Source organism: Paenibacillus sp. G2S3 (genome assembly GCF_030123105.1).
GTDB lineage: Bacteria > Bacillota > Bacilli > Paenibacillales > Paenibacillaceae > Paenibacillus_AQ.
In genome coordinates, this window is record NZ_CP126095.1 from 5,532,712 (window position 1) to 5,545,372 (window position 12,661).

Below are 12,661 nucleotides of genomic sequence, written 5' to 3' on the forward strand. Positions count from 1 at the left end.
CATAAACAACAAAAAACCTTCCCACACCCCTAAGGGTGAAGAAGGCTTATATGCGTCACTTCCGAAGACATGGCCAGCTATATTTTCAGCTCCCCAAGCTATTGTATTAGGCTTAATCCGTAACCTTCACATTTCCAAACACGGCCTTATTCCTCGAATCATCCCCCGGATTGCTGAGCGCTATGCCAATATACACCTTGCGATTCATCGGAATTTGAACAGTTCCGACCGTTTGCCAGTTATTCCCGTTCGTCGAAATAGCGCCTTTGAAGGTATTTCCACTTCTGGTCAGCTTTAGCCATCTTGGAGCCGAGGCAGCCGCAGTATGGTCGACCATATTACCCGCTGTCTCTGCACGATACTGGAAGGTTGCCCCATTCTCGGGGGTAAGCATCATATCCGCGTGCTTCGAATTATGACCCAGCGACTCCCGAATCATAATACCAGCCTTGGCCCAGCCGTCCAATCGGCTAGTGGACTGCACTTTTACAATAATCTCTGCATTGCCACTCACGGATTGGTATATATAATTCAGTTGATCTCCATTTCCCCAAATATCCGTAGAGCTGCTGCTGAGTGTAAATTGCTTATTGGAAGAATTGTAGGTAACGTTCCCCGGCTTGGAACCGATATTTCGTGCTTTCCATCCGGCTGGTAGTTGAGCCGGATAGTCTTGTTCTACCGGAGGCGTCCAGCCTGGCGTCGGCCAGGTTTCACGTTCCTTGATATTGGCCAATTCATCTTCTGGCCAGGCCCCGTAGGCAAAGAACGACAGGCGCTTCACGTCCGGATAATTCTCGCGGATTCCCTTGTAAATCTCCTGATATTGATCATCAGTCCAGTCATTATCCAGTGTGGCTACAATCTCCACGTCACTGCCGCTGATCCGGTCGCTCGTATCCTTCAGAATGCCGTAGGAAGTGCTGTATACCCAATCACTATTGAACTCCCAGTCATCAAAGTACGCCATCGGTGCGACAAAGTCGATATCATCCTTGAATTTGGCTACATTCTGTCCAACCTCTGTAAATTCCGGCGGCAAAATATACACACCGAGCTGCACATCCGGATTTGAGGATTCGGAAATATCCTCACGGATATCGCCTACATACTGTCCAATTTGTTCAGTTCTCCATTCATTCCACTGCTCACGCTGAGGCGAATCCGTATCGAAGTCAATGCTGAGCGGGGAATACCCGAACTGCGCCTGATACTTCGCAACCGTGTAATCACTGACGTCCATGTTGTAATTGTCAAAGCGGATCCAGTCTAGCACAACACCGTCAACAGCATAATTCTCGATCACTTCCTGAATGATGGAACGCTCATACTGCTGCACTTCGTGGTGAATCGGATTGACGAAGTATTCGTTGCCGTTAGAACCTGTGAACGGAGTCTGAACCCCATTAACCAGCGCTTGCATCTGCCACTCATCGTGAGCAAGGAAGGCTTGCTGATCATGGAACTGGGGAATCCAGGCATGAACCTTAATTCCTGCAGCATGGGCTGCTGTAATGACAGCCTGCAGAGCATCAAAATTCTCGTAGCCTTGCGCGATCGGAGCGATATCACTCTGATAAAATACACTTCCAGACGGAACCTCATCATCTTCATCCTGCTTCACGTTCATGCTGATGACATCGACACCGTAGCTTGTGGACAGCTGAATGAAATTATGGACATCCGCCGTGTTCTTAAACTGGTTTACGGTCCGTACAATAACTTCCGTTTCAAAAGGGTGATTACTCTCCTCATCGGCCTTAACCGGCACGGAACCACCTACTATCGAAGAAACCAATACGAAGCTTAACATTGCTATGCATCTCGATCTCAGAGCAAATGCCATAATATCGCCTCCACAAGTATAAGATTTTATAAAAGTCTTATTTCGTCGCGTTGATTTTCTTGACATTCTCCTGCCATTTTTCGGTTCTGAACTCAAGCAGCTTATCCAGCCCCGCTTTTTGGGTGTTCTTTTTGGCTGTCTCCAGTGCCGACAATACCTCTTCATCCGACTTCGCCTGAACCATTTGTGCGTAAGCAAGGGTATAAATATCCCCGACATTCTGTGCGATGATGCCAATCTCCGTATCCGGAAGCGGATCGGTATTCACAAATTCCGTAATGTCCAGCGCGGTTTTCCAGGTCACCGTGGACTGCGCCACTGTCTCCCATGATTTCTGGTTCGCGGAAAGCAACGCCTCTAAGCTCATTTTCGCCGTATCAATAAAGGTCGTATTTCCCGCCCAGTTAAAGTCCTCGAATTTTCTCATCGTTTCGGTACGTTCGTTAGCAGGAGTCGTCTTGTATTTCTCATTCGGAATTGGTGCTCCGTCTGCGTCCTCCTCATCCCAGTACAAGCCTTTAGGACCGAAGAAAAGCACCTTCTGTCCCTCCGGACCCGTAATCCAGTCAAAGTAAGCGAAGATGGCCTCCGGATCCTTGGCCTTTTTCGTAATGACACTGACGTTCCAACCCAGCGTCTCGAAACCGCTTACAAACACTTGTGTTTTGTCTAGTCCGGCTTTATGAATAGGCCAAATAATTTCATAACCGCTGTCCGGATTACTCGCTGTCAGTGCCCGGTGTCCCTCGGCTCCATACGTAGTGATATTGGATTCGACCATGACCGCTACGCGGCTGGTATTGACCTTTTCTTTGACCGCATCCTGGGTTTGTTGCAGTGCATCCTGCGTAATCAGCCGTTCACGATACAGCTTATTGATATACAGCACCATCTCCTTGTAAGCGGGATCGTCCAAGATAGATGACAGCTTATCGCCTTCCGGATATCCCATGAGTGAAATGAACTTACTGGTGGAGTTCTCCGTAAAACCGCCATACATAATTTCCAGACCTGCCCCCTTCTCACCAACCTCCAGAGGTACTACATCCGGATACTTTTCTTGCACCAAGCGTAAATATTGATACAAATCATCAAAGGTCTCCAGCGTCGGTCTGCCGAGCTCATTATAAATATCTTTATTCACCATCCATCCGCCGTTGCCGAATTGCCCGGATGTATACCAGTTGGGGATTTGATAGATTTTGCCGTCATCTGAACGGAGCAAATTCAGGGTGGATTCCTTGACATATTTCTTGAAGTTCGGATACCTGTCATAGTAATCATCCAGCGCAACGAGCTGCCCTGCCTGCACCAGCCGTTCCACTGAGGATCCCCGGTCAGTAAAAATGACATCCGGTAAATCACCGCCAACGATCATCGTGTTGAGCTTTTCTCCAGCCGCCCCTCCAGATTGTATCGGTTCAACAGTAACCTTGCGGTTCTCCTGAATCCATTTTGTCGCCTCATTATCCCCCCATGGTGATGTCGTAAGCCAGTCGTAGTTTCCATAGAAGCTGAAGGTGACGGGCTTGATTCCGCTGCCGTCATCCGTGGCGACCTCGGTATTCAGATTTTTCTCGCTTGTGTTTTGCGAAGTGTTAGAATTCCCCCCACCGCTACAGGCAGTGAGAAGTAGCACCATCGAGGTCAGCAAAAGCGATACCCATTTCATACGATTACGCATTCTTTTCCCTTCTTTCTACATAGTAATGGAAACTGCTATTCTTTCAATGAACCGATCATTACACCCTTAACAAAGTACTTTTGGAGAAAAGGGTACGTCAGGATAATCGGAATAGTAGCGATCATCATCGTAGCCATGGTCAGTGACTTCGTGGTAATCGTCCGATTTCGGTTCATATGATCCAGCGCAATGGCATTCGATGAACCAATTTGGGTCATAATGTTGGAGTTCATAACCTGCCGCAGCAGGGTCTGTATAGGAAGCAGTTCGTCCTTCGTAATATAGATCGCTCCCGTAAACCAGTCGTTCCAGTAACCGACCGCAGTAAATAAAGCAATCGTAGCCAGCACCGGGCCGGAGACGGGAATAACGATTCGGAAGAAAATGCCGTAGTTACTGCAGCCGTCGATTTTGGCCGATTCCTCCAGCCCCTCCGGCAAAGCGTTGAAGAAGGTGCGGATGACAATCATGTTCCAGACGCTGATGATGCCGGGGATAATCAGAACCCAAAAGGTGTCCAGCATACCCAAAGAGCGAACTAGTAAATAACTAGGGATGAGCCCTCCACTGAAGAACATCGTAATCATGAAGAACACCATATATTGTTTTCGAAAAAGCAATGTTTTCTTGGACATTCCGTAAGCTAACAGGGCCGTGAAGAAGACGGACAATGCCGTGCCGCCGAGCGTTCTAAGAATGGTGATCAAAAAAGAATTCAGCAGGCGATGATCCTGAAACACAATATAATAATTTTCCAGGGTAAATGCTCTCGGCAACAAGGTTACACCGCCGAGCGCCGTATCGCTCCCTAGATTAAAGGAAATGACCAGCGCGTTCCAAAACGGGTACAGCATAAGTAGCGCCAGCAGCGTCAAAAGGATATAAATAGTCCGCTGCATGATTTTGTCGCCTAGGCTTAGTCTCATTGTTCACCTCTCCTAAAAGGTTTATGGAGCATTACTTACAGTCGATACATCCCAATAAAACTTGCATCGGAAGCATTCGCTATAAGTAGTAGTACCTACCAGAGACTAACATCTGCCCGGCGGGCGATTTTGTTGGCCATCACCAGCAGAATGACACTGATCACCGCTTTGAAAAGCCCTACCGCTGTCGCATAAGAGAATCTGGCATTTAATATCCCCACACGGTACACATAGGTGTCGATAACATCGGAGTATGGTCGCAGGATTGGATTGGTTGCCAGCAGCAAAATGTCCTCAAAGCCCGCACTAAGCAGACTGCCGATGGCAAGAATCATAAAGATGATGATAATGGGGGTAATGCTGGGGAGTGTAATCAAGTGAATTTGCTTAAATCGGCTTGCTCCGTCTATGGAAGCGGCTTCATATAAAGTCGGATCAATGCCTGCAATCGCGGCCAGATAGACAATGCTCCCAAATCCGACCTCCTTCCACACATTTACACTTACTAGAATAGACCAGAAGTATTTGGGTAATGCCAGGAAGTTAACTGGCTCCCCTACCAGATTGAATCGCTCCAGCACATAGTTTACCGTTCCGTTGTCAACAGATAACAGCGAAAATACAAAACCGGATACAATAACCCAGGACAGGAAATACGGTAAATAGCTGACGGTCTGGATAACGCGTTTAAAGCCCATATTACCGATCTCATTCAGCATTAGTGCAAGAAGAATCGGTGCTGGAAAAGAGATAATCAATTTAAGCAAGCTAATCACAATGGTATTTCGCATCACATTCCAGAACTCCGGTGCCTCGAAGAACATTCTGAAATGCATAAATCCAACCCAGGGGCTCTTCATCATGCCGCCAAAAATATCGTATTGCTGGAACGCCATAACCACGCCATACATCGGAATGTAGCTAAAAATGAATACAAAGATAATTCCCGGCCAAACCATGGACTGCAAATCCAATTGACTGGTGAATTTCTTCCATCTACTTGGCTTCTCGGCCGTGTTCATCCGTTTTTCCTCCTCTGGACGATTCTAGTGAAACAACGGCAAAAACGCTTTGTTCTTCTCCAGCATTTCATCCAGCAGCTGTTCAGCTACGGTGACCGAAGGCACGAGCGGATGATGAACCATAGCCTGCAGGGCCATACCCCGGTCTCCGTGCACAGCCGCCTCGATGGTGAGGCTCTCGTATTGCTTGACCGCGGCCAGCAGGCCTTTGACCGGCTGAGGAATTTTGCGCAGCGGAATCGGCAGCGGACCTTGTTTGGTGACCACACAGTTCACCTCAATGGAGGCATCATCCGGCAAGAAGTCAATCATTCCGTTATTCCTTACATTCAACGTCTGGATATCGCGGGAATCATTATAAATGGAGCGCATCAGCAGCACTGCCGCCTCGGAGTAATAGGCTCCACCACGCTGCTCCAGCTGCTTTGGTTTCTCCTTTAGCTCAACGTTCCGATACAGCTCAAACAGCTCTTCCTCCACCTTCTTCACTACCTCAGCGCGCGATCCGGTCGTTGCTGCTGCTTCCTTCTGTTCCGCAAGCATCGCGTCCGTCATGTAGTAATAGCTCAGGTAATAAGAAGGGATGGCTTTCAAAGCATTCAGAAACCGGTGGTCCCAGGAATCAAACGGCACATTACTCGCCTTGTAGTTCTGGGGGTAATCAATGAGCTCCTGTAGCTTGCTTTTACCGTCAATTACGATATCGGATACCCAGTGCAGATGGTTGATGCCGACAAACTCCGCGTAGATCTTCTCCATAGGAAGTCCGAAGAACTCAGAGAGCCACTTTTGAAAACCGATCGGCGAGTTGCACAGGCCTACGCTTTTTACCGATGAATATTTGTGAACAGCTTCAGTTACCATACCGGCCGGATTCGTAAAATTCAGCAACCAGGCATCCGGAGCTAACTCCTCGATGTCCTTGCAAATATCCAGAATAACCGGAATGGTCCGCAGGCCTTTCATCATCCCTCCGGGACCCGTCGTCTCCTGACCGATGACATCGTATTGAAGCGGAATTAATTCATCCCATTTTCGCGCTTCCAGCATACCTACCCGGATTTGAGTGCAGATAAAGTCTGCTCCGGCGATGGCCTCCCTGCGCTCAAGCGTCTGGGTCACGGTAATCGGCAGTCCGGACTCAGCAATCATACGCTTGCTTAATTCCGCAATCGTATGCAGCTTCTCCCTTCCCGCCTCAATATCCACCAGCCATACTTCGCGGACGGGAAGCTCTTTATGATGCATGATGATGCCTTCAATAAGCTCAGGCGTATACGATGAACCCGCTCCGATGACAACGAGCTTCAAAGTCTCCTTCATAATAATAGCCCCTCCTTACCCAGTGATAGACGATTAAGAACCTCCTGATTCACACGCACACCGCTGCTTTCCATTGCCAGAACGACCGCGCCTACAACCGGTTCCCGGGTTAGAATCCTTAAAGTGCCATTTGGAGCCGAATGCTTCACTCTCTGTTCAATGGCCCGCCGGATGATGCCTGAGCGATCCCCTTTGGTCAATAGGCTGCCTGCAAGTACGATGTCAAAGGAATCCTCCTCCATAGCCAAATGGCGGATTGTCGATACCGCTGCCAAACCCAGCTCATCCCCTTGCTTGGTTAGCAGTCCGATGGCGACCTGGTCTCCTTCATCTGCCGCTTGAAACAGCAGCTCAGCAATCTGGGGAGGCAAGTCTCTGGAATGATCCAGGTAATCCTCCCTTAACTCCGAAACACTGGAATAGCCCAGCAAATGAATTAAGCGTTCGCTTAAAACAGTCTCTTTCTCTCTTCCATCATCCGCCCGAATAACGCTACGGAATACCTCAATACTTAGATCATAGCCGCCGCCGTAATCACCGAACCGATAGCCAAATCCACCACATTGGTATGTAACGCCTCGCGGATTTTTACCGGCGCAGTTCACTCCCGAGCCGCAGATCAGCACGATCCCATAATTACTCTCTGTACCTGATCGCAAGGCAATCCAGGTATCGCAGGAAATCTCAGTTCGGGGAAGGCCAAGTCTGCTGATGATTGGTCGTAAAATTCGAAAATCGGATTCTCTGTCCGCTCCAGCCAGACCGAACCAGGAATACTCCATCTGATCCTTTGTCAGCCCCGACGCTATAATCGCTCCCGATACAGCCTGGTGCAAACTGTTCTCCGCCTGCTCACGATTATTTTGATGATTCCCGTTCCCTCCCTTGCCTACACCGATGACCGTTCCCTGTTCATTTGCAATCATTGCATAAGTTTTGCTGCCCCCTGCATCGACTCCCAAAAAGTACTTCACAGTTCGTTTCACTCCTAATATTTAGGTTAACCTTACAGATGCGGTGGATTCACGCACGAGAAGCTGAGGAGCGAGCTTCGTTATAGCAGCCGGCATCACCTCCCCATTGATTAATTTCATCAGCAAATCAACACCAATGCTGCCCATTTGCGCCTCAGGCTGTCTGACTGTCGTCAACCGGGGATAAAATTCATCTACGAACTGCTGATCATCAAAGCCAACCACTGAGATATCCTGAGGTACCAGAATCCCCTCCTCACGCAGGGCTTGAACAACACCTAGAGCAATAAAATCGTCTCCGGAAAAAATGGCTGTCGGCAGCTTATCTTCACGAATCCATCTCTTGGCCACCTCATAACCGCTACTTACCGTAAATCCGCAATATTCCGTGCCGAAGGGTGTTAGCCCCGCTTCATCCAGCGCCTGTACATATCCCCGCTTACGCTCCGCTACACTCAGGAATACCGAAGGGCCACCAATATAGGCGATCTGGGTGTGTCCAAGACCAATCAAGTGCTTGGTAGCTTCATACCCCCCTTGATAGTTATCAACGACGACACTGGGAACATCCTCATGCTGAAGCTGGTTATCCAGCAAGACAAACGGAATGTTTTTTCTTTTTAGCTCCTCCACATATTCTTTTTCTTCAATCGGAGACAACAGGATAATCCCGTCAACGCGGTCCTTCTGAAACAGGAAGTTAACGCCTTCATCCTCATTCTCGGCTATGGACAGGGCCAAGAAGTAACCTTGTTCTGCCAGCTTCCGGTTCACCACGCGAATCACGCGGTCATAGAAAGAATCGTTAAAGTTGGTAATCGACATACCGATGACTCCCGTCTTGCCGCGCACGAGACTTCGCGCCGCCGAATTGGGCTGATAATTTAATTCCTCCATAGCACTCAGCACTTTCCGCCTATTGCCTTCACGTACAGAAGGTGAATTGTTAAGAACTCTGGATACGGTCACTACAGAGAGCCCCGACCTTTTGGCTACATCATGAATGTTCATCTAAGCTTCTATGCCTCCAAGTTCAATAGTTTAAACGTTATAACTTTTAGGGAAATAAAAAAGGACTAACTCTTCTCGCCATAACTACGTCCTGACTGAGAATCAAACATTGAATGTCAGTTTTACCTTTATCGAAAGTATCAAAATGATTTTAAAAGTTTAAAGCTTTTAACTTTAACATGATTTTACAACCATTCCCAATATCCGTCAATCCATAAACTGCAGCCAAACTTAATATTTCTAAACCTAAATCGTCGGGAATAACAAAGTCTTTTCGGAGGATATAATCGCTTAAGGAAATATCATTATTCAAGAACCACAACAAAAAACCTTCCCTCACCCCTAGAGGTGGAGAAGGCTTAAACGCGTCACTTCCGAAGACATGGCCAGCTATATTTTCAGCTCCCCAAGCTTGATCAGCTCGACAACCGCTTGTGAACGGCCTTTAACGTTTAATTTTTGCATTACATTGGAGATGTGGTTCCGAACTGTTTTTTCGCTGATAAATAATAAACCAGCGATATCACGAGTCGTTTTGTCCTGCACGAGAAGCTCGAAAACTTCGCGCTCACGATGAGTCAACAGAAATTTGCTGTGGTGTTCGTTCCCCTTCAATGGTGTCACCCCTCCTTGCCCTGGGTTTGTTTGGTATAACAAGGTAAAGGGATACAGTCAAAACATATTATGTATCGATGAAGTTAATGGTGCTGTCATAACTATAAAATGGGCTTAATCATCCGAAGCTGATTACACCGCTTTAGTGAGGACATTCACCTGCAAAAGCTTGAAATTTTCCAGGATAAAATCATCTCCTTACAGGGTAAACTACAACTTGTTGTTTCTTATTAAAAGGAGGTGTACGTATGAGCAACTCGAAAAATAATCAACCTACTAAAGCAGAGGTACAAACTACGAAATTAAACAAATTTCCACTAGTTGGTAAATTTGAACCTGAATTTTCTGCTGAGGAGGCTGCAGAAGTATTCAAAAATCAACCCTCTACAGAACATGAATCCCATAATGAACAATAAAATAAAGACGACCTGCCGCTTCAACAGTGTATTCACGGTCTCCTTCTGATGCTTTCGGACCCAGATGACGTTATTTGCAAATTTATCGCCTTTTGAGCTAAGTTTCGGACTCCAATGCAGCTACTCCTCAGAAAGAGGTCAATATTTGGTGTTTTTCAGGCCAATAGCGACTATAGGGTCCGATAGCGATCCAAAACTCGAAAAATGCTGCATTTAAGGTCATCTGTGTCCTTCAACTGCTGTGTACGCGCAAATAAATGATCTATACAAACGATGCCTCTAGTGATTTAGATCATATTAGGTCCACACAGAAGGATAACTCTGCAGTTTATTGCATGGCATAGAGACAGTGCTTTTCTGTAACAGTACAATTGAATCATTAACCTGCTAATTCCCGAATGAGATTAGCTATATTACTACAAACTCCACTCCCATCCCAGGGAGTTTTTTTGTCGTGCAAATTATTAACTATGAAATACATCACAATTTTATATTGACAGTAAATGTATACGGACTTATGATAAATCCAGCATAAATGATAACGATTATCATTTACATATAAAAAAGGGGTGCTTCATTCAATGAAATTCACATATGCCGTGCCTGCAGGTCTACTTGCAGCCTCCATACTATTTACCGGGTGTGCCAGTAACAACAATAACAGTAATAGCAACACTAGCAATAATAACTCTGCAAATACTGCTGCTAACAGTACCAAGGCAACAAATACATCTGATACTACTACAGCAACTACTGCCGACTTTACATCAGCGGTTGAGCAATATCGTACATATGTCATCGAGCAATGTGATGAATTTGTAAAGCAAACAGAAAATTTCACAAACGCAGTTAAAGAAGCAAAGATTGAGGATGCGAAGGCACTTTATGCGCCAGCCCGCATGTATTACGAACGAATTGAGCCGATTGCAGAAGCACTGGGTGATTTGGATCCAAATATTGATGCCCGCGAGAATGACGTAGATGCTGCTGAATGGCGCGGCTTCCATAAGCTTGAGAAAGCGCTCTGGCAGGATAACACAACCAAAGATATGACCGAAGTTGCTGACCAATTATTGAAAGATGCCCAGCTTCTGCGTGCAAAAGTAGAGACCGTAGAGATCGATGCCAATCTGCTCGTTACTGGTGCTGTGGAACTGCTTAATGAGGTTTCTTCTTCTAAAGTAACAGGTGAGGAAGAACGTTACTCCCACACAGATCTGTATGATTTCGTCGCTAATGTTGAAGGCGCCCAAAAGATATACGAGCTGTTAAAGCCTGAACTGGCGAAAAAAGATGCTGAGCTAGAAAAAACAATTGGTGAACGGTTCGCAGCCTTGCAAGCCGAGCTTGCTCCTTTCAAATCTGGAGATGGATATGTTTCCTATAAAGAGCTGAAAGAAGAAGATGTGCGTAAGTTGAGTCAGAATTTGGATGCCTTGGCTGAGCCATTGTCCAACATGGGAACTATTCTAGGAGTGTGAACATCATGAATAAGCACAACAAATTCACCGGTTTACCAGCGAATGCTGAGGGTGTCCCTCTCAATGAAGAATCCAAGAGCAATCCTATATTAGATAAAAAACTAAGCCGCCGCGATATGCTGCGGCTTACTGGCGCCACTAGCCTTGGTCTGCTATTAGGTGGAGGAGGTGTTGGCGGAATTATGGCTGCGCGTAATGCCGTAGCTGAGCCAACAGTAGCTTCCCAAAGTGATTCCATTCCTTTTTACGGGAGTCATCAGGCCGGCATTCTAACCCCTGCGCAGAATTTTATTTACTTCGCAGCCTTTGATCTCACCACAACGAAGCTATCCGATGTAAAAAAGCTAATGCAAGCATGGACAACTGCCGCAGCTTCTCTTACTACTGGCAGCCTCATTGGCGACGTCAATGACAATCCTAATCTACCACCCTCCGATACAGGTGAAGTGGATGGTTTAAACCCTTCACGCTGTACGCTTACCTTTGGTGTCGGACCTTCTTTTTTTGACAACAGATTCGGTTTATCTTCCAAGCGTCCAACTCTATTAGCCGATCTTCCTGCATTTACGGGAGATAACCTGGATCCTAAGTGGTGTGGTGGAGATATTTGTGTTCAAGCCTGTGCTGATGATCTGCAGGTGGCCTTCCATGCTATCCGCAATCTGGCACGTATCGCCCGTGGCACAGCCGTACTCCGCTGGACACAGGAAGGCTTCCAGCGCACAGGAACAGCAGATCCTAAGGGAGCCACGCCGCGTAATCTTCTAGGTTTTAAAGACGGCACAGGAAATCCAGATACTACGAACGAAGCAGAAATGAACGAAGTGGTCTGGAACAGCAGCGGTGACGGTCCTTCATGGATGAGCGGCGGCACTTATATGGCAGTTCGCCGTGTACGTTTCCGAATCGAGGTCTGGGACCGTTCCTCTCTAAGCGATCAAGAAGCTACCTTTGGACGTCATCGCCATACCGGAGCACCTATCGGTGCAAAGGATGAATTTGATGATCTGAATCTGAAAGCGGCTGATGCATCCGGGAAGCCGATCATTCCACCGGATTCACATTCTGCCTTAGCCCATGGTGACGGCACAGTCAAAATGCTGCGCCGCTCCTACTCCATTTCCAGCGGATTAGATATCGCAACAGGTCAACTCGATGCAGGATTATTATTCATCAGCTTTCAACGGGATTTAATGAAGCAATTTGTTGCGATCCAGCAGCTCCTCTCGAAAAGCGATCGGCTAAACGAATATATGACTCATACAGGCAGTGCGGTATTTGCCTGCTTCCCAGGTATTCGCAAAGGCGGCTACATCGGGGAAGCCCTTTTAGGCTAAGCCAGCCCTAATTTTCCAATCGAATG

General features: G+C 47.1%; 12 protein-coding genes. 3 read left to right on the forward strand and 9 right to left on the reverse strand.

Annotated elements, in window-relative coordinates; translation table 11 throughout:
- Positions 1-112: 112 nt before the first annotated feature.
- From QNH28_RS24330 to QNH28_RS24370, 9 genes are all read right to left on the reverse strand, one after another.
- Positions 113-1,846, reverse strand: coding sequence for a family 10 glycosylhydrolase (locus QNH28_RS24330; RefSeq protein ID WP_283908899.1), 1,734 nt, complete (start codon positions 1,844-1,846; stop codon positions 113-115).
- A gap of 37 nt (positions 1,847-1,883) precedes the next feature.
- Entirely contained in the window at positions 1,884-3,530 is a 1,647-nt protein-coding gene (locus tag QNH28_RS24335) for an extracellular solute-binding protein (RefSeq protein WP_283908900.1), read from the reverse strand.
- Positions 3,531-3,565: 35 nt separating this feature from the next.
- The gene (locus QNH28_RS24340; protein WP_042191442.1) at positions 3,566-4,456 is read right to left on the reverse strand and encodes a carbohydrate ABC transporter permease; all 891 of its coding nucleotides are present in this window, start codon (positions 4,454-4,456) and stop codon (positions 3,566-3,568) included.
- 95 nt (positions 4,457-4,551) lie between these two features.
- Positions 4,552-5,478 (reverse strand): ABC transporter permease, encoded by a 927-nt coding sequence (locus QNH28_RS24345; RefSeq protein WP_283908901.1) that lies wholly within the window; start codon positions 5,476-5,478, stop codon positions 4,552-4,554.
- Between the two features lie 24 nt (positions 5,479-5,502).
- Positions 5,503-6,801, reverse strand: a complete 1,299-nt coding sequence (locus QNH28_RS24350) for a 6-phospho-beta-glucosidase (protein WP_283908902.1) — start codon at positions 6,799-6,801, stop codon at positions 5,503-5,505.
- The gene (locus QNH28_RS24355) at positions 6,798-7,775 is read right to left on the reverse strand and encodes an N-acetylglucosamine kinase (protein ID WP_283908903.1); all 978 of its coding nucleotides are present in this window, start codon (positions 7,773-7,775) and stop codon (positions 6,798-6,800) included. Before QNH28_RS24355 ends, QNH28_RS24350 begins: the two co-directional genes overlap by 4 nt.
- 21 nt (positions 7,776-7,796) lie before the next feature.
- Entirely contained in the window at positions 7,797-8,786 is a 990-nt protein-coding gene (locus QNH28_RS24360; RefSeq protein WP_283908904.1) for a LacI family DNA-binding transcriptional regulator, read from the reverse strand.
- 151 nt (positions 8,787-8,937) lie between these two features.
- On the reverse strand, positions 8,938-9,099 hold the full coding sequence (locus QNH28_RS24365) for a hypothetical protein (RefSeq protein WP_283908905.1): 162 nt from the start codon (positions 9,097-9,099) through the stop codon (positions 8,938-8,940).
- 77 nt (positions 9,100-9,176) lie between these two features.
- Positions 9,177-9,401 (reverse strand): helix-turn-helix domain-containing protein, encoded by a 225-nt coding sequence (locus tag QNH28_RS24370; RefSeq protein WP_019908812.1) that lies wholly within the window; start codon positions 9,399-9,401, stop codon positions 9,177-9,179.
- A gap of 248 nt (positions 9,402-9,649) precedes the next feature.
- Here QNH28_RS24370 and QNH28_RS24375 point away from each other — a divergent pair, with 248 nt between their 5' ends.
- From QNH28_RS24375 to efeB, 3 genes are all read left to right on the forward strand, one after another.
- Positions 9,650-9,817, forward strand: a complete 168-nt coding sequence (locus QNH28_RS24375) for a hypothetical protein (RefSeq protein ID WP_283908906.1) — start codon at positions 9,650-9,652, stop codon at positions 9,815-9,817.
- Positions 9,818-10,398: 581 nt separating this feature from the next.
- Positions 10,399-11,298, forward strand: coding sequence for an iron uptake system protein EfeO (efeO, locus tag QNH28_RS24380; protein WP_283908907.1), 900 nt, complete (start codon positions 10,399-10,401; stop codon positions 11,296-11,298).
- A 5-nt stretch (positions 11,299-11,303) separates the two neighbouring features.
- The gene (gene efeB / locus QNH28_RS24385) at positions 11,304-12,635 is read left to right on the forward strand and encodes an iron uptake transporter deferrochelatase/peroxidase subunit (protein WP_349655010.1); all 1,332 of its coding nucleotides are present in this window, start codon (positions 11,304-11,306) and stop codon (positions 12,633-12,635) included.
- Positions 12,636-12,661 lie beyond the last annotated feature (26 nt).

Coding starts and splice junctions, on each gene's coding strand:
- QNH28_RS24330 (WP_283908899.1), bottom strand. CDS start 1,846: ATGGCATTTGCTCTGAGATCGAGATGCATAGCAATGTTAAGCTTCGTA.
- QNH28_RS24335 (WP_283908900.1), bottom strand. CDS start 3,530: ATGCGTAATCGTATGAAATGGGTATCGCTTTTGCTGACCTCGATGGTG.
- QNH28_RS24340 (WP_042191442.1), bottom strand. CDS start 4,456: ATGAGACTAAGCCTAGGCGACAAAATCATGCAGCGGACTATTTATATC.
- QNH28_RS24345 (WP_283908901.1), bottom strand. CDS start 5,478: ATGAACACGGCCGAGAAGCCAAGTAGATGGAAGAAATTCACCAGTCAA.
- QNH28_RS24350 (WP_283908902.1), bottom strand. CDS start 6,801: ATGAAGGAGACTTTGAAGCTCGTTGTCATCGGAGCGGGTTCATCGTAT.
- QNH28_RS24360 (WP_283908904.1), bottom strand. CDS start 8,786: ATGAACATTCATGATGTAGCCAAAAGGTCGGGGCTCTCTGTAGTGACC.
- QNH28_RS24375 (WP_283908906.1), top strand. CDS start 9,650: ATGAGCAACTCGAAAAATAATCAACCTACTAAAGCAGAGGTACAAACT.
- efeO (WP_283908907.1), top strand. CDS start 10,399: ATGAAATTCACATATGCCGTGCCTGCAGGTCTACTTGCAGCCTCCATA.
- efeB (WP_349655010.1), top strand. CDS start 11,304: ATGAATAAGCACAACAAATTCACCGGTTTACCAGCGAATGCTGAGGGT.